Annotated in this window: 18 protein-coding genes; 3 read left to right on the top strand and 15 right to left on the bottom strand. The window is 65.3% G+C overall.

The window, feature by feature from the left end; genetic code table 11:
* Positions 1 to 22 precede the first annotated feature (22 nt).
* Positions 23 to 907, top strand: coding sequence for a LysR family transcriptional regulator (locus tag F3H95_RS18715; protein WP_142880538.1), 885 nt, complete (start codon positions 23 to 25; stop codon positions 905 to 907).
* 36 nt (positions 908 to 943) lie between these two features.
* Here the strand turns inward: F3H95_RS18715 and F3H95_RS18720 are convergent, their stop codons facing one another.
* The 15 genes from F3H95_RS18720 to phnG all read right to left on the bottom strand — a co-directional run bounded on the left by F3H95_RS18720 (position 944) and on the right by phnG (position 15,513).
* Positions 944 to 1,810 (bottom strand): D-amino-acid transaminase, encoded by an 867-nt coding sequence (locus F3H95_RS18720; RefSeq protein WP_149747099.1) that lies wholly within the window; start codon positions 1,808 to 1,810, stop codon positions 944 to 946.
* A gap of 34 nt (positions 1,811 to 1,844) precedes the next feature.
* The gene (locus tag F3H95_RS18725) at positions 1,845 to 2,894 is read right to left on the bottom strand and encodes a P1 family peptidase (RefSeq protein ID WP_149747100.1); all 1,050 of its coding nucleotides are present in this window, start codon (positions 2,892 to 2,894) and stop codon (positions 1,845 to 1,847) included.
* Positions 2,895 to 3,010: 116 nt separating this feature from the next.
* Positions 3,011 to 4,432 (bottom strand): M20 family metallopeptidase, encoded by a 1,422-nt coding sequence (locus F3H95_RS18730; RefSeq protein ID WP_149747101.1) that lies wholly within the window; start codon positions 4,430 to 4,432, stop codon positions 3,011 to 3,013.
* A gap of 151 nt (positions 4,433 to 4,583) precedes the next feature.
* Positions 4,584 to 5,723: an alpha-D-ribose 1-methylphosphonate 5-triphosphate diphosphatase gene (locus tag F3H95_RS18735; protein ID WP_149747102.1), complete on the bottom strand. Its 1,140-nt coding sequence runs from the start codon at positions 5,721 to 5,723 to the stop codon at positions 4,584 to 4,586.
* A 104-nt stretch (positions 5,724 to 5,827) separates the two neighbouring features.
* Positions 5,828 to 7,168, bottom strand: a complete 1,341-nt coding sequence (phnE, locus tag F3H95_RS18740; protein WP_149747103.1) for a phosphonate ABC transporter, permease protein PhnE — start codon at positions 7,166 to 7,168, stop codon at positions 5,828 to 5,830.
* 10 nt (positions 7,169 to 7,178) lie between these two features.
* Positions 7,179 to 8,135, bottom strand: a complete 957-nt coding sequence (gene phnE / locus F3H95_RS18745) for a phosphonate ABC transporter, permease protein PhnE (RefSeq protein ID WP_149747104.1) — start codon at positions 8,133 to 8,135, stop codon at positions 7,179 to 7,181.
* A 142-nt stretch (positions 8,136 to 8,277) separates the two neighbouring features.
* Positions 8,278 to 9,183, bottom strand: a complete 906-nt coding sequence (gene phnD / locus F3H95_RS18750; protein ID WP_142880531.1) for a phosphonate ABC transporter substrate-binding protein — start codon at positions 9,181 to 9,183, stop codon at positions 8,278 to 8,280.
* Between the two features lie 84 nt (positions 9,184 to 9,267).
* Entirely contained in the window at positions 9,268 to 10,116 is an 849-nt protein-coding gene (gene phnC, locus F3H95_RS18755; RefSeq protein ID WP_142880530.1) for a phosphonate ABC transporter ATP-binding protein, read from the bottom strand.
* Between the two features lie 119 nt (positions 10,117 to 10,235).
* Entirely contained in the window at positions 10,236 to 10,853 is a 618-nt protein-coding gene (locus tag F3H95_RS18760; RefSeq protein ID WP_142880529.1) for a DapH/DapD/GlmU-related protein, read from the bottom strand.
* A complete protein-coding gene (gene phnL, locus F3H95_RS18765) occupies positions 10,850 to 11,557 on the bottom strand; it encodes a phosphonate C-P lyase system protein PhnL (protein WP_142880528.1) in 708 nt (235 codons plus the stop codon). Before phnL ends, F3H95_RS18760 begins: the two co-directional genes overlap by 4 nt.
* 11 nt (positions 11,558 to 11,568) lie before the next feature.
* Positions 11,569 to 12,345 (bottom strand): phosphonate C-P lyase system protein PhnK, encoded by a 777-nt coding sequence (phnK, locus tag F3H95_RS18770; protein WP_142880527.1) that lies wholly within the window; start codon positions 12,343 to 12,345, stop codon positions 11,569 to 11,571.
* Positions 12,342 to 13,280, bottom strand: coding sequence for an alpha-D-ribose 1-methylphosphonate 5-phosphate C-P-lyase PhnJ (locus tag F3H95_RS18775; RefSeq protein WP_149747105.1), 939 nt, complete (start codon positions 13,278 to 13,280; stop codon positions 12,342 to 12,344). Before F3H95_RS18775 ends, phnK begins: the two co-directional genes overlap by 4 nt.
* Entirely contained in the window at positions 13,277 to 14,383 is a 1,107-nt protein-coding gene (locus F3H95_RS18780) for a carbon-phosphorus lyase complex subunit PhnI (protein ID WP_149747106.1), read from the bottom strand. Before F3H95_RS18780 ends, F3H95_RS18775 begins: the two co-directional genes overlap by 4 nt.
* A 3-nt stretch (positions 14,384 to 14,386) precedes the next feature.
* The gene (gene phnH, locus F3H95_RS18785) at positions 14,387 to 15,019 is read right to left on the bottom strand and encodes a phosphonate C-P lyase system protein PhnH (protein ID WP_149747107.1); all 633 of its coding nucleotides are present in this window, start codon (positions 15,017 to 15,019) and stop codon (positions 14,387 to 14,389) included.
* Positions 15,019 to 15,513 (bottom strand): phosphonate C-P lyase system protein PhnG, encoded by a 495-nt coding sequence (gene phnG / locus F3H95_RS18790; RefSeq protein ID WP_142880523.1) that lies wholly within the window; start codon positions 15,511 to 15,513, stop codon positions 15,019 to 15,021. Before phnG ends, phnH begins: the two co-directional genes overlap by 1 nt.
* Positions 15,514 to 15,605: 92 nt before the next feature.
* Between phnG and phnF the strand changes: the two genes are divergently transcribed.
* Together phnF and F3H95_RS27200 are read left to right on the top strand one after the other, a co-directional pair.
* Positions 15,606 to 16,331, top strand: a complete 726-nt coding sequence (gene phnF, locus F3H95_RS18795) for a phosphonate metabolism transcriptional regulator PhnF (protein ID WP_149747108.1) — start codon at positions 15,606 to 15,608, stop codon at positions 16,329 to 16,331.
* A gap of 357 nt (positions 16,332 to 16,688) precedes the next feature.
* A complete protein-coding gene (locus F3H95_RS27200) occupies positions 16,689 to 16,841 on the top strand; it encodes a hypothetical protein (RefSeq protein WP_188134424.1) in 153 nt (50 codons plus the stop codon).
* Positions 16,842 to 16,852: the final 11 nt, after the last annotated feature.

Raw genomic sequence — 16,852 nt, forward strand, 5'->3', positions numbered from 1 at the left:
GTCCTTGCCGAGGGAGCGGAATGTGGACGTCAAATGGCTTGAGGATTTTCTGGCGCTTGCGGCGACGCTGAACTTTTCCAAGGCGGCGGACGAGAGGCATGTGACGCAATCCGCCTTCAGCCGACGCATCAAGCAGCTGGAAGCCTGGGTGGGTGCCACGCTGGTGGACCGTGCCACCTATCCCTCGCGGCTCACCGAGGCGGGCGAGCGCTTCGTCCCGGTTGCCGAGCAGACACTGCAGGCGCTCTATCAGGCGCGGCGCAACCTCCAGCACGAAGACGGGACCGACGCGAGACGTGTGACGCTGACGGCGCTCCACACCCTGTCCTTCACCTTCTTTCCCGACTGGTTGACATCCATCAGCCGCAAGGTGGGCCCGATCGTCTCGCATCTGCGGCCGGATTCCGGCAGCATGGAAGAAAACCTCAATTCGCTGGTGGATGGCCCGTCCGATTTCCTGCTGACCTATCAGCACGCGCATGTGCCCATGCTGCTCGACGGGCGGTTCGAGCATCACCGGCTGGGTTTTGAGACCATCGTGCCGGTCAGCGCGCCCGATGCGAGCGGCCTGCCGCGTCATCGCATCGCGCCGGGCTTTGCCCATGTCACCTATCAGAAGAGTTCGTTCTTCGGCCAGCTGATCGCCGGTGCCATGGCCGATCGCCTGCCGGCTGAACACCGGGTGCATGTGGGCAGCATGTCGGTCGGGCTGAAGGCCATGGCCCAGGCGGGCTGGGGCATGGCCTGGGTGCCGGAAAGCCTTGTGGCGGCGGAGCTTTCCGCCGGCCAGCTGGTGCGGGCCGGCGGCCCCGAATGGGATATCGCCGTCGAGATCCGGCTCTATCGTTCGCGCGAGAACCGGCGCGCGGTCGTCCGCACCATCTGGGATGCACTCGGCGACGCCTGAGGCGGGCAAGCCGCCGCAGGCGGGTCCTGTTCGGCTTCAGACCGCCGTCCTGCGGGCGTGCTCCATGTAGAGCGCGCGCAGTCGCTTGAAGATCGGGCCCGGCGTTCCGTCGCCCACGGGCTGGCCGTCGATCGTGGTGATCGGCACGATGAAATTGGTGGCGCTCGTCAGGCAGGCTTCGCGGGCGGACAGCGCTTCCTCGACGCTGAAGGCGCGCTCCTCGACCGGCAGGCCGGTTTCTTGCGCAAGCTGCAGGATGGCAAGCCGTGTGCAGCCGGGCAGGGTTGCCTCCGAAAGGCCACGGGTGACGATGTGCCCGTCCTGCGTGACGATATAGGCGGTGGAGGATGCCCCTTCGGTGATCAGCCCGTCTTCCTCCATCCAGGCCTCGTCGAAACCGTCGGCCTTGGCGGCACGCTTGGCCAGCACCTGCGGCAGCAGGCAGACGCTCTTGATGTCGCGACGGGCCCAGCGCTGGTCGGGCACGATCTTCACCTTCACGCCGCGCTCCACCGCGGCCACATGCTCCAGCGTCTTTGCCTGGGTGAACATCAGAAGCGTCGGCGCAAGATCCTCCGAATAGAGGAAGTTGCGGTCTTCCACGCCCCGCGTGAACTGCAGGTAGATGAGGCCTTCCACGAGATCGTTCTCGGCGATCAGGCGCTTTTCGATGGCGACGATCTCATCGGTCGAGACCGGAAGCCGGCCGCCGATCTCGCCGACGCTGCGTTCCAGCCGCGCCATGTGCAAAGGGCTGTCGATCAGCTTGCCGTCGAGTACGGCGGTCACCTCGTAAATGCCGTCGCCGAACAGGAAGCCACGGTCGAAGATGGAAAGATGCGCCTCGTTTTCGGGCAGGAAGGCACCGTTCAGATAGACGGTGCGGATCGTCTGGGTCGACATGGGATGCTCCGGACAGGAATGACAGGGGAAGGGATCAGCGGCCCGCAAGCGCCGTGCGGGAAATCGCGCGGATCGTCGCGGGCTTGCCGTTTGCGGCATTGAAGCCGGTCATGTTGGTGGCCATGGTGAGCGAATTCAGGATGGCTTCCTCGGTCGCCTCGATCGCCGCTTCGAAGAGGGGCGAGACGAGATCGTTCGGAAGGGTGGGCGTTGCGGCAAGGGCTGCGCGCCGGGCCGGGGTTCGTCGTACGACCTCGGCCGTGGAAAAGGCGAGCGCATAATCGCCCGAGCCGTTGCTGAGGGCAGCACCGGTGCGGGCGAGGCCACCGAAGCAGCGCTCCGCCAGCCGCGTCAGATTGCGCGACGAAAGCGGTGCATCCGTTGCAACGACGATGACGATCGAGCCGTCGCGGTCATGCTCCAGCAGTTGATCATAGGGGCGACCCGCAATGGTCAGGCGGCCGCCATAGTTGGACTGCACGAGAACGCCCAGCCGATAGGTTTCGCCATCCACAGGCACGAGACGCGAACTGGTGCCGATGCCACCCTTCAGCCCGAAGGCGACGGTTCCGGTGCCTGCACCGACGCAGCCTTCCACCACGGCGCCACCCTTTGCGGCCTCGAGCGCGGCCACCATCTCCTCGACGGAAGGGCGGGCGGCACGGATATCGTTGAGTCGGGAATCATTGGTTTCGCCGACCACGGCATTCAGCGAAACGACCCGTTCGTTGCCGGTTCGGGAGAGGGTGAAGCGGTTGATCGCCTCGATGGCGCGGCCCACGGCAAGCGTATTGGTGAGCAGGATCGGAGTCTCGATCTCGCCGAGTTCGTTAATCTGGGTGGCGCCCGCGAACTTGCCGAACCCGTTCAGCACGGCAAGTCCAGCCGGCACCTTGTCCTGAAACAGGTTGCCCGCATGCGGCAGGATGGCGGTTGCGCCGGTGCGGGTCCGGTCGCCCTCGATCAGCGTTACATGGCCGACCGCCACACCCTCCACATCGGTCATTGCGTTGAGCGGCCCGGTCTGGAAACGGCCGAGGCTGATGCCGAAATCGCGCAGGCGGGCGGGAGGTGTGTCAGTCATGGCAAAGCGGTCCGTGGCCTTCAGGTGGAGCCACTCTTAGCGCCTCGACCGCCCCAACGGCATCAGAAAAACGGAATAGTTTCAGACCGGTTTTGCAAGGCGGGCGGACGCTCGCCTCAGCCTTGGCGAGCGACCGCTGCGATCGGCGCTGTATCGGCAGCGCCGTTCTGCTTCAGCGCGTGGCCCTCATCGGCAATGTCGAGGAAGAGGCCGGTCATCAGGCGCATGCCCTCTTTCGCGATGGAAAGAAGCGCATGCTCGTTCGGGCCATGCTGGCCGCATTCGGCGTGGGAATGCGGGATCCAGATGGTGGGCAGGCCGAGAATGTCGGTAAAGGCGTCGTTGGGCAGCGAGCCGGCGAGGTTCGGCAACACATGCGGCTTGCGGCCGGCCGTGCGGCTCAGCGACTGTTCCACGAAGCGCACCCAGGGGTGATCGGGTGAGAAGCGCGTGGCCTTGAAGGGTTCACCTGCCGCGCGAACCTCCACCATCGAAAATCCCTTTGCATCCAGATGGCGCCGCAGCGCCGGGAGGATCGCGTCGATCTGCGTGCCGACGACGAAGCGCAGCTGGCAGGTGGCGCGTGCAGAGCCCTGAATGGCGTTTTGCGGCGCGGCAATATTTCCAGCAGAGATCGCCAGCACCGCCAGCGAATTCCAGCCGAACACGCGCTCCGACGGTGTCAGATCCGCCTGGCCCCAGTCTGCATCGTGGCGACGCGGCGGCAGATCCTTGAGTGCAGCGCGCACATCCGGCGTCAGACTGTCGGGCAGCCATTCGGGAAGCAGGATCTGGCCTCGCGCATCGACGATCGAGGCGATGGCATGCGAGAGCAGGATCACCGGATCGGCCAGCAGGCCGCCGAAATTGCCGGAATGGTGATCGCTGTCGCGCAATGCGACGATCAGGTCGAAAGAGAGGCCACCGCGCGAGCCCATGAACATGGTCGGCGTATCGGCGGCGAGGCGTGGTCCGTCCGAGGCGATCAGGACATCGGCATCGAGCGCGGCGCGCTGCTGCTCGAAGAATTCCCGCAGGCCGCGCGAACCGGTTTCCTCGGCCATTTCGAGAATGATGCGCGCATTGAAGCCGAGGCGTCCCCGGGCGCGGATCACCTGTTCCAGCGCCTTCAGGTTGATGAGATGCTGCACCTTGTTGTCGGCCGTGCCGCGGCCATAGAGGCGGTCGCCCTCGCGCACCAGCGTGAACGGAGAGAGCCCCTCGCGCCAGCGATGTGCCTCCCCATTGCATACGTCGCCATGGCCGTAGACGAGGATGGTCGGCAGGCTTTCGTCCTCGATCCGTGAGGCGATCATCAGCGGCGCGCCGCCCGGGCGCGGATTGTCGAAAAGGGTGCAGGTAAAGCCAAGTCCGGTCAGCATCGGACGCATGTCCTCGGCGAGGTAGGCCAGCAGGTCCTCCGGGCGACCTTCGGACTGGCTGACGGAAGCGCGTGCCACCAGCCGCGCCAGATCCCGCTCCAGCCCGCCGCCGGTGACATAGCCGGATGCCTGATCCAGAATGCGCTCTCTGTCCATGCCGAAGGCCTCCATGCAGTGATGGTGCTAGCGCTGTCACGAAGCGCAACACAGGTCAATTCTCATGGGTGAATTCTGTGCAGATTTTTCGACTGCACAAAATCTGGCGGCTTGGTCCATCGGCGCGATAGATGCCTCGGTCCGGCGATGCTCAGGCGACGCGGGTTCCGGCGCGCCAGACGGAGCGGACCACCGGCACGCCGGACTGGCGTCGGACGCGGACCAGGTCGGCGCGCAGGCCCGTCTCGATGCGGCCGCGGTCGTCAAGACCGACGGTGCGGGCGGGCGTTGCCGTGACCATGGCGAGTGCCTGCGGCAGCGAGACGCCGTCCACCTCGTCGGCGAGAACGAAAGGCGCATGCAGCAGGCTGAGCGGAACATAGTCCGACGACATCACGTCAAGAACGCCCCTGGCGGCGAGATCGCGCGCGGCGATGTTGCCGGAATGGGATTTGCCGCGCACCACGTTCGGCGCCCCCATCAGGACGCTCATGCCGGCCTTGTGCGAGGCTACGGCGGCCTCGACACTGGTCGGGAATTCCGCGAGCTTCACGCCGTGGCCGACCGCTTCCTCGACATGGTCAAGCGTCGCATCGTCATGGCTGGCAACCGTGATGCCGCGGCGCCGGCACAGCGCTGCCAGATGCTCGCGATGCGGGCCGGCATAGCGGGCCGAGGCTTCCTGCCTGCGTTCCACGAAGATGCGGAATGCGTCTTCCGAGAGGCCGCGCTTGGTTTTGTAGTAAAGCGTGTAGTGCTCCATCGTCTGGAACTGCCGCTGGCCGGGTGCATGGTCCATCAGCGAGACGAGCCGTACGGCCTCGTCCTCTTCGAAGGCTGCCACATGCTCCAGCATGTCGGGCGCCGAGACTTCGCAGCGCAGATGCAGCAGGTGATCCGCCCGCAGCCTCTCTTCGGTCTCGGCGAGCGCGATGGCATCGGCCATCTCGCGCATTTCGCCCGGCTTGAAGCCGCCATCCTCGTCGGAGCCCATGCGCAGGCAATCGAAGACGGTGGTGATGCCGGAGGTGACCACCTGCGCATCATGCGCCTGGATGGCCGAGATCATGTTCCAGCGCACGCCGGGGCGCGGCGAATAATGGCTTTCCAGATGGTCGGTATGCAGTTCCACGAGGCCGGGGATCAGGTAATCGCCACCGAAATCCTCGCCCACCGTGCTGTGGCCCTCGGAAATGTCGGCGATCCGGCCGTCCAGGATCTGCACGGAGCCCTGCAGGATCCTGTCCTCAAGGACGATGCGGGCATTGGAGAGAATGAGTTCGGGCGTCATGTTTTGTGGCCATTCCAAAAGTGCCGTGCGGCAGGAAGGGCACCGCGTGCCCCGATTGCAAGGCCGCGCAACCGGAGGTCATGCGCGGCGATAAGGATGGGGTCTCAGCCGCTGCGGTCGCCGATCAGGCGCGAGCGCAGCGCACTGGACGCCATGTCGAACAGGAAGACGACGATCAGGATCAGGAGCACCATGTAGCAGACATTCGCCCAGTTGGCGTTGGTGCGCATGGCCTCCCACAGCTTCAGGCCGATACCGCCGGCGCCGACCGCGCCGATGATCGTCGCGCCGCGCACATTGGATTCCCACTGGTAGAGCGTCTGGCCGACAATGACCGGCATCACCTGCGGCATGACGCCGTAACGATGGGTGAGAACGGTGGAGGCACCGGTCGACTGGATGCCCTCGCGCGGCTTGTTGTCGATGTTTTCCAGGCCTTCCGCATAAAGCTTGCCGAGCGTACCCCATTCGGTGAGGAAGATCGCGCCGCTGCCGGCCAGCGGTCCCGGGCCGAAGGCGCGGGTGAGGAACAGCGCCCAGATCAGCATGTCCACCGAGCGCAGGAAGTCGAAGAAGCGCTTCATCGCCTGATTGACGAGATGGCTCGAGGTCATGTTGCGTGCCGCCAGAAACGCGGCGGGGAAGGCAAATACGGCGCCGAGCAGCGTGCCGAGGAAGGCCATCACGATGGTCTGGAACAGCTTCACCCAGATATCGCCATGCTGCCACGCGGAATTGTTCCAGAAGTTTTCGAAGGCGAGCGACAGGTTCGACTGGCTCTTGTCCAGCCGCTCTCCGGAGACGATCAGGCGCAGCACTTCGCCGGCCGGTTTGTCGAAGAAGGGCGACTGGGTGTCGAAGATGAAGTTCGGCCAGCCGAGGAAGCGCTTGCGCACCTTCACCTGATCGCCGGAAATGCTGACATCGCCGGCAAAGCCGAGATCGACGCTGATGGTGTCTTCATAGGCGGTCATCCAGCCTGGCAGGGGGCCGTCCACCTTGGCGTTTTCCCCCTCGAGGCGCACCGGCGTCGTCACGCCATAGGCGGTGACATCCACCTGCTTGCGCGCGACATGCACCGTTTTGCTGCCCGAGACCTGAACGGTGACGCTGCCATCGGGATTGGCGCGGACCCAGTCGGGATGCGGATCGTCGCCCAGCGGGTTGAAGCGCGGATAGCGGGTGGCGATCGTGCCATCGGAGCCGATGCGGAATACCGGCTGCACGTCATAGCTGATCCACTGGCGCAGATAGATGCCGAGGCGCTCCCAGTGGCCTTCCGCCACCAGCTTCGGCAGGTCGAAGAACCAGGCGGAGTAGAGGCAATAGAGCAGGATGCCGCACAGCATCATCAGCCCGCCGAAACGCTGGCGGAAGGAGCGGTGCAGAAGATGGGCGTGGCGGCTTTCCAGATCGCGGAGGGCGCTTGCGTCGAGAACGGTCATGGTCTTGGCCTCAATGAACCGGAACGAAGGCGGCTTCGCCGACGAGACGACGGCGCAGCGCCGCCGAAACCTGGTCGACGACCACGATGGTGACGAACAGCAACAGCACCAGCGCCATGGTCTTGGCGCCGAAGCCGCGGGAGATGGAAAGCTTCAGCGCTTCCCCGATGCCACCGCCGCCGACGGCGCCGATGATGGTGGAGGCGCGCACGTTGATTTCGAGGCGCAGCAGGGCATAGGAGGTGAAATTCGGCAGTACCTGCGGCAGCGCGCCGAAGCGTACGCGCTCCAGCCAGTTGCCGCCGACCGCCGTCATGCCCTCGTCCGGCTTCATGTCGATGTTCTCGATCACCTCGAAGAACAGTTTGCCGACGGCGCCGATGGTGTGCAGCGTAATCGCGATGATCGCGGCGGCCGGACCGATGGACAGCACCGCCGAAAACAGGCCGGCAATGACGATTTCGGGAAAGGCGCGCAGGAATTCCATCAGCCGCTTCACGAGGATGCGCAGCGGGTTGGACGGAGCGAGGTTGCGGGCCGCGAAGAAGCTCAGCGGAACCGCGACGACGAAGCCGACCAGCGTCGAGATCAGGGCGATGTTGATGGTGACGATCATCAACTCGATGTAGTTCGGAATGTAGAAGCCGCCCCAGAGCGGCACGCGGCCAACGGTGAAGTTATGCTCTTCCCCGCCCTGATCGTTGGGGCTCGCGATGCCGAGAAGGGCCCGCCAGACATCGTTCCAGTCCTTCGGGATCAGCCAGCTCAGGAAATCGAAGAGATGCGGCAGGCGATCGAAGAAGTGGCCCGCATTGCTGTCGTCGGCGAAACGGACGGAGGCCACGAAGGCGGCAAACAGAATGGCAAGGCCAAGGATGGTGTAGAAGCGGCGCCGCGCAGCCAGCTTTTCCCAGGCATCCACAATGGCCACGGTGGAGGCAGTGTCCGCTTTGCTCTGGAGGCTCATGTTCCCGTCCGGTTCGAAGAAGGGCCTGTTGCGGGCATCCTGCCCTTTCGGCCGTCGGCCCTGGCTCTGAGGCCATGCCAACCCGTTGAATGGAAAGGGGCGACCGCGAAGGTCGCCCCGACCGTGATCGATGGGTGAAGGATCAGCCGCCGATGGCCTTCTTGCGAACGTCGATGATGGCCTGGTAGAATTCGTGCTTGACCGGAACGTAGCCGACGTAATCGCCGCCTTCGACAGCCGCGAAGCACTTGGCGTCGGTCTTCGGCAGCTTGGTGAAGAAGTCGGCGAGCTTGGTCTGCCACTCGTTGCCGAGGGCGGTGCGAACGACGAGCGGGCCGTTCGGGATCAGCGGCGAGCGCCAGACTTCAACCAGCTTGTTCGGGTCGACGGAACCCTTGGCGACGACCTTGTGGAAGGTGCCGGAGGTGAAGCCGTCCTTGAAATCGCCGATGCCCGAGGAGTCGTCCACAGCGATGTCGACCTTGCCGTCATAGGCGGCGAGCAGGTTGTTCTCGTGGCCGCCGTTGAACTGGGTCTTGGCGAAGAACTGGTCGTTCGGAACGCCGGTGGTCTTCGGGATCTGCGTCAGCGGAACGAGGTAACCCGAGGTCGAGTCCGGATCGGCGTAGCCGAGCGTCTTGCCCTTGGCGTCGGCAATCGACTTGATGCCGGAATCCTTGCGGGCGAGACCGATCGAGTAGTAGCCGGTCGAGCCGTCCTTCTGCTGTGTCGTCAGGATCGGCGTCACGGCCTTCGGATCCTTGAGGTAGGTTGCCGCGTAGCCGGAAGCGCCGAGTTCTGCGAAATCGAGCGTGCCGCCGAGGAGACCCTGGATGACGCCGTCATAGTCGGCGGCCGGGAACAGGGAGACCTTCTCGAAACCGAATTCCTTCTTCAGGTTGTCGGCGAGGCAGGCATAGTTGCGCAGACGGTCGGCTTCGTTTTCGCCGCCGAGGATGCCGATGCGGAATTCCTTCATGTCGGCAGCAGAGGCGATGTTCGATAGCGACATGACAGCCGCTGCGGCAAGCAAGATCTTCTTGAGCATGTGGGTCTCCTGGGTTTTCCGGATCATCCGGAAGGGGCCTTGGGGTGTTTCGCCTTCAGGGCGATCTCGTGGACGGCGTCTGTCTCAGGCGGGAGCCAGCGACAGATTGCCGGCGGGATGGGGATCGGCCGACATCTCTGTCGCGCCGGAGGTCGAAATCGCGGTCGACGTCATGGTCTCGTCGAACTGGGATGCGTGCTCGACGCCGTAGATCGAATGGATGGCGTCGGAGGTCAGCTCGTCCGGCGTTCCGTCGAAGACGACGCGGCCCTGCGACATGCCGATGATGCGTTCGCAATAGCTGCGGGCCGTATCCAGCGTGTGCAGATTGGTCAGCACCGTGATGCCCTCGTTGCGATTGATGTCGCGTAGCGAATCCATCACGATCTTGGCGTTCAGCGGGTCCAGCGAGGCGATCGGCTCGTCGGCGAGAAGCATCTTCGGACGCTGCATCAGGGCGCGGGCGATGGCCACGCGCTGCTGCTGGCCGCCGGAGAGCGTGCCGGCCGCCTGCAGCGCCGTCTGCTCGATGCCGAGCCGTTCGAGTGCCGCGATCGCCATCAGGCGCTCCTCGCGGGTGAAGAGGTTCAGCAGGCTGGACAGGGTGGAGCGATGGTCGAGGCGACCGAGCAGCACATTGGTCATCACGTCGAGGCGCGGCACCAGGTTGAACTGCTGGAAGATCATCGCGCAATCGCGGCGCCAGTGACGCAGCGCGCTGCCGCGCAGGCCAGAGACCTCCACATCCCCGAAATGGATGCTGCCGGCGGTCGGATCCGCCAGCCGGTTGATCATGCGCAGCAGCGTGGACTTGCCTGCACCCGAACGTCCGATCACGCCGACCATCTGGCCCGAGGGAATATCGACCGAAACGGCATCCACTGCCGTCTTCTTGCCAAACTGTCGGGTCAGGTCTTGCAACTTGAGACGCATCGCGGTCCCTCTGCTGTTATTCTTGTCGTTTCGCCGACGAGCTACACAGCCATTGTGAAGCACCGATGTAGGATTTGTTTAAGATTTGTGAAACGTTATAACGTACTGTTTCTTCTTGGCTATTTCCCGTATTTCCGGAGAAATGCGTCAGCCTCCAGCTCCCTGAAATCCAGGAGGGCGTCAAACAGGCGATCGTGATCCCAGTCCCACCAGGCAAGCTCTGTCATCCGCTCTGCGGTTTCGGCCGGAAAGCGTTCGCGGATCAGTTTTGCCGGCACGCCGCCGACGATGGTATAGGGCGCCACGTCCTTCGACACGACGGCGCCGGCGCCGATCACCGCACCATTGCCGATGGTGACACCCGGCAGCACGGTGGCCCCATGGCCGATCCACACATCATGGCCGATCGTGACCCGGTTCTCGCGACGCCAGGCGAAGAAATCCGTATCGTTTTCGGCGCCCTCGAAATAGTCGGCGGCGCGATAGGTAAAGTGGTGCAGGGTGGCGCGCCAGGTCGGGTGGTTCGGCGCGTTGATCCGCACCGCCGCCGCGATATTGGCGAACTTGCCGATCGTGGCGCACCAGGCGGAGCCATCCTGCATGATGTAGGAATAGTCGCCCATCTCGACCTCTTGCAGCCGGCAGCGCTCGGAGACTTCCGTATAGCGGCCAAGCGTGCAGTCGACGATGCTGGCGCTCTCGTGGATGAAGGGTTCGATCCCCAGCTTGCGGCTCATGCGGCGCTCCTTCGCGGTGAAAAGGCGGTGACATCGAGGATGCGGTCGGCGACGGCCTCGCGCACTTCCTCGTCATGGAAGATGCCGAGCAGGGCGACGCCCGCCATCTTCTTGGCCTCGATCATGGCGATCACCACGCGCCGGTTTGTGGCATCGAGCGAGGCGGTCGGCTCGTCGAGCAGCAGCACGGCGTGGTCGGTGATGAAGCCGCGGGCGATGTTGACGCGCTGCTGCTCGCCGCCGGAAAAGGTGGCGGGCGGCAATTGCCAGAGGTCGCGCGGCAGGTTGAGGCGGGAGAGAAGTTCCGCGGCCCGTTCGTGCGCTTCCTCGGGCGCAGTGCCGCGCGAGATCAGCGGCTCTGCCACCACGTCGAGGGCGGCGACACGCGGCACGGTGCGCAGGAACTGGCTGACATAGCCGAGCGCGCTGCGGCGGATCTCCAGCACGGTGCGCGGATCGGCGCTCGCCACGTCCACCGTGCGGCCGGCATGGCTGACGAGGATCTGGCCGGCATCCACGGCATAATTGCCGTAGAGCATTTTCAGGATGGAGCTCTTGCCGATGCCGGAGGGGCCGCCGAGCACCACGCATTCGCCGCTCGCAACCGCAAAGGAGACATTGGCGACGACCGGCAGGACGAGCCCGCCGCGCAGGTGCATGGTGAAGCTTTTGGCGACATCGGAGACGACGAGGGGAGTGGCCATGATGTTCTCCGTCAGACCTGCAGGATGGAGGAAACGAGCAGCTGGGTGTAGGGCTCGCGCGGGTCGTCCAGCACCCGGTCGGTCAGCCCGTGCTCGATCACATGGCCGCCCTTCATCACCATCATCCGGTGCGACAGCAGGCGGGCAACGGCGAGGTCATGGGTGACCACGATGGCGGAGAGGCCGAGATCGCTGACAAGGCCGCGCACCAGATCGAGCAGGCGGGCCTGCACGGACACGTCAAGGCCGCCGGTCGGCTCGTCCATGAACACGAGGCGCGGCGAGGTGACGAGGTTGCGGGCGATCTGCAGGCGCTGGCGCATGCCGCCGGAAAAGGCACGCGGCTGGTCGTCGATGCGGTCGGTGTCGATCTCGACGCGCGACAGCCATTCGGAGGCGGTGGCGCGGATGCGGCCATAATGGCGGTCACCAACCGCCATCAGCCGTTCACCGACATTGGCGCCGGCCGAAACCGTCATGCGCAGCCCGTCTGCCGGGTTCTGGTGCACGAAACCCCAGTCGGTGCGCATCAGCACGCGCCGTTCCGCCTCGCTCATCCGAAAGAGATCGCGATAATCGCCGTCGCGCATCCGGTACTGCACGTCGCCGGTCGAGGGCATCAGCCGCGTCGACAGGCAGTTGAGCAGCGTGGTCTTGCCGGAGCCGGATTCGCCGACGATGGCCAGCACTTCGCCCGGCCACAGATCGAAGCTCACATCATGGCAGCCGATGCGGTTGCCGTAGAACTTCGACAGGCTGCGCACCTTGAGGAGAGGCATGTCGCTCATTCCGCGGCCTCCCGATCCGTAGCCGTGGTGGCCAGCATCTCGCCCACATGGCCCTCGGCCTGGCGCGTCTCGCAGTAATCGGTATCGGAGCAGACGAACATGCGGCCTCCCCGGTCGTCCAGAACGACCTCGTCGAGATAGACATGGGTTGCCCCGCACAGCGCGCAGGGCCTGTCGAACTGCTGCACCTCGAAGGGATGGTCCTCGAAGTCCAGGCTCACCACGTCGGTATGCGGCGGCACGGCATAGATCCGCTTCTCGCGGCCTGCGCCGAACAGTTGCAGCGCCTCGGAGCGGTGCATTTTCGGATTGTCGAATTTCGGCGTCGGCGAGGGGTCCATCACATAGCGGCCATGCACCTTCACCGGATAGGCATAGGTCGTGGCGATGCGGCCGTGGCGGGCGATGTCCTCGTAAAGCTTCACATGCATCAGGCCGTATTCTTCCAGCGCATGCATCTTGCGGGTTTCGGTCTCTCGCGGTTCGAGGAAGCGCAGGGGTTCCGGGATCGGCACCTGATAGACCAGCACCTGGCCTGCCTGCAGCGTATGTTCCGGAATGCGGTGACGCGTCTGGATGATGGTGGCGTCCGCGGTATGCGTGGTGGCCCGGACGGCCGCGACCTTCTGGAAGAAGGCGCGGATGGAGACGGCATTGGTGGTGTCGTCGGCGCCCTGATCGATGACCTTCAGAACGTCCTCGGGGCCAATGATCGCTGCCGTCACCTGCACGCCGCCGGTGCCCCAGCCATAGGGCATCGGCATTTCGCGGCTGGCGAACGGCACCTGATAGCCGGGAATGGCGATCGCCTTCAGGATGGCGCGGCGGATCATCCGCTTGGTCTGTTCGTCCAGATAGGCGAAGTTGTAGGCGGCGAGTTCGGTCTCGCCGGCGCTGTCCTGTCCAGGGGCAGGTCGGGTGTCTGGCGCGCTCATTCTGCGGCCTCCTCGTGCTCGGTCGTCTCTTCGGCGGGCTTGTGGCGGGCGCGCATGCGCCGCACCAGGTCGAGTTCGGCCTGGAAGTCCACGTAGTGGGGCAGCTTCAGGTGCTCGACGAAACCGGTCGCCTGCACGTTGTCGCAATGGGAAATGACGAATTCCTCGTCCTGGGCGGGGGCTGTCACATCCTCGCCGAATTCGCTGGTGCGCAGCGCCCGGTCGACCAGCGACATGGACATGGCCTTGCGCTCGCTCTGGCCGAACACCAGTCCGTAGCCGCGGGTAAACTGCGGCGGCGCCTTGGCCGATCCCTTGAACTGGTTGACCATCTGGCATTCGGTGATGCGGATCTCACCGAGCGACAGGGTGAGGCCGAGTTCCGGTACCTCGAACTCCACCTCGACGAGGCCCATGCGGATCTCTCCGACGAAGGGATGCGTGCGGCCATAGCCGCGCTGGGTGGAATAGCCGAGCGCCAGCAGAAAACCCTCGTCGCTGCGGGCCAGCGCCTGCAGGCGCAGGTCGCGCGGCATCGGAAATTCCATCGGCTCGCGCGTCAGGTCGCCGGGGACATGGTCGTCCGGCATCTCGCCGTCCGGCTCGATCAGGCCCTCGCCGTCGAGGATGTCGGAGACGCGCATGACGGTTTCCGCCTCGCCGGCGCGGCGGGCGGGGGCCTCGACGTCTGCCGTCTCGTCAAGAAGGTCCGGATCAAGCAGGCGGTGGGTATAGTCGAAGGTCGGGCCCAGCAGCTGGCCGCCCGGCAGGTCCTTGTAGGTGGCCGAAACGCGACGCTCCACCTGCATGCGGCCGATCTCCAGCGGCACGGACGTTCCGAAGCGCGGCAGCGTGGTGCGATAGGCGCGCAGCAGGAAGATCGCCTCGATCATGTCGCCGCGCGCCTGCTTGAGGGCAAGGGCTGCAAGCGATGGATCGTAGAGCGAGGCTTCGGCCATCACCCGGTCGACCGCAAGGCCGAGTTGGGCGATGATCTGTGCAATGGTGAGGCCCGGCAGCGACCGGTCGCCGCGGCGACGGTCGGCCAGCAGGCGGTGGGCGTTGGCGATGGCCTTTTCGCCACCCTTGACGGCAACATACATGGATCAGCCCTCCGATGCCGGTGTCTCGGCCACGGCTGCGGCCGTGATCTTGCAGGTGCGCGGCAGGGCGACGAGCTGGCGGCCGGCCGTCAGCACCACGTCGACGCCGCGTGGAAACAGCGCGCCGTTCTCGTTCCACTGGCGCAGGAAGTCTGCCGGCAGTCCGCCTGGGGCGATCCCGGCGGTGTCGCGAATGCCGGGGCCGCGCAGCAAGAGCGGCTGTCCGTCCTTCAGGCTTGCCACCTCGATGATCAGCGTGGTGGAGCGGTCCGGGTACTCCTGTGTGCCGAGCGCAAAGGCGCCCAGCGCGGGGAGGGGAGCCTTTGTCTCGAAAAACGCGAAACGGGCGTCATGCCGTTCGGGGGTGACCGGTGCGCCGCCATGAAAGGCGAGCCAGCCCGGCACGGGCGATTGCGAGAGCTTCGGGCTCAGCCAGACGGGCGTGTCGTGGTCGCAGAGCGTCAGCATCACGGCGCCGGCAGCAATGCCGAGCGGGGCCGGTGGTGAGAGGGAAAGCGCCACCTCGCCGATCTCGCCCGGGCGCGCCATGCAGTCCATCAGCATGCGGAACGCCGTCTGGGCGTCGAAGACGGGATCGGCAAAGCCGCCGCAAAAGGTTTCGGTCCGGCTCAGCATCAGTCTTCTCCTCGCACCATGGTGAAGAAATCCACCTTCGTTGCCGCGGTTTCTTCCGCGCGGCCGGCGGCCTCGGCAGCCAGTCGTTCGGCAAGCGGCGTGAGAAGGCGGTCCGCGATCACCGCGCGGCGGCCGTCGTCGCGTGCCAGCGCATCGATGATGGCGGCCAGTTCGGCGGCGCGGCGGTCGGTGCCGAGGCGATAGGCATGGCCGACGGCCCCATCGGCGAGCTGGACGCTGGCGCGGCTGACGGTCGCCTCTCCGAGGTTGAAGGGTGCGCCGCCGCCGCCGATGCGGCCGCGCACCATCACCAGGCCGGTTTCCGGGCCGCGCAGCCGCGTATGCGCCGGCTTGTCATCAAGCCCGTTCCAGAGGTCTTCGAGTTCGGTCCGGCTGGCACGGGCCAGAAGATCAAGATCGCGCTTGCGGCGCGCCTCCTCTTCACCTCCACCGGCCGGCCCGGCGTGACCCGGATCTGCAAAAGCTGTGTTCATCCTGCACCTCATATTGTCTAGTAATATAGACAACCATACAATTTGCATTATGGATAGAGGCAAAGCATGACGCCGTTGTGACAGGAGGCCCAATGATTCAGCGCCAAAAGGGTGTCGCCGTGTGGCGGCAGATCGCCGACCGCATCCGCGCGCAGATTGCTGCCGGCGCCTATGATGCGACCGGCCGCGTGCCGCCCGAGACCGCACTTGCGGAAGAATTCGGCGTGAACCGCCATACCGTGCGGGCGGCGCTTTCGGCGCTTTCGCAGGAGGGCATCGTGCGCGCGGTGCAGGGCAGCGGCACGCTGATCGAGCGGCGCGACCGCTTCGACTTCCCGATCGGCCGCCGCACCCGTTTCACGGAAGGGATCGGCACACAGGCGCGCGACATCAAGGGCGTTCTGCTCTCCTCCTGCGAGGAAGTCGTGACGGCCGACCTTGCCGAACGGCTGGACCTTCCATCCGGCGCGCGCGTGCTCAGGCTGGATGCGCTGCGCACCGCCGACGGACGCGCCCTCTCCCGCTCGACCACCTGGTTTCCGGCCGAACGCTTTGCCGGCATCGATGAAGCCTTTCGCAAGACGCAGTCGATCACACGGGCGCTGGCCCTTCTCGGCGTGGCCGATTACCTGCGCGCCGTCACGGAAATTTCGGCGATCCATGCCGAACCCGACGATGTGGCCGATCTTGGCCTGGCGCCCGGCGCCATCGTGCTGGTCACCAAGGCGCTGAACACCGATCTGGCCGGCCTGCCGATCCAGTATGCGATCACCCGCTTCCCCGCCGACCGGGTTCAGTTTACCATCCGCAATGCCTGACGGCGGCGGCCGGATGCGTCCGTCAAACTCCTATGAGGACTTGCGCTTCACCGGTCTGGGGTGAGGGGCGGCGGGACTGTGTCCGGCTTCTGCAGCACGTGCGAGAGCGCTTGCCAAGGTCGTATTATAACTGTAGCAATGACGCCGCTGACCTGTCATATCTGTTGGCGTCTGACGCTGGAATGAAGACAGGTTCCGGACATCCGGTGCGGCCTCGCGCACCGGTCGCGGGCGGAGGCAGATCTCCGGCCCCGGACACAAGGAGGCACCGTTGCGCATCGGTATCATGCGTCCGCATGCCGGGAGAACGGAGGCTCCCGCGTGACGGTTCATGCCAGACTGAAGGAGGAGGATGTCATGGCGAAGATCGATTTCAGGTGTTTTCTGCCACGGCCCGACCATGCGGTCGGTGCGGTGGCGTTGCCGGCCATGACCCTTGATGTCTCGCCCGCTCAGGCCGGCGGGGCGGCCCCCCCCGGCCGACGCCGCGTTGCGGCCGCGCGCCGCTGAGCGCTCATGCC

Origin of the sequence: Rhizobium sp. RU35A, from assembly GCF_900156005.1 — a bacterium.
In the GTDB taxonomy this organism is placed as follows: domain Bacteria; phylum Pseudomonadota; class Alphaproteobacteria; order Rhizobiales; family Rhizobiaceae; genus Neorhizobium; species Neorhizobium straminoryzae.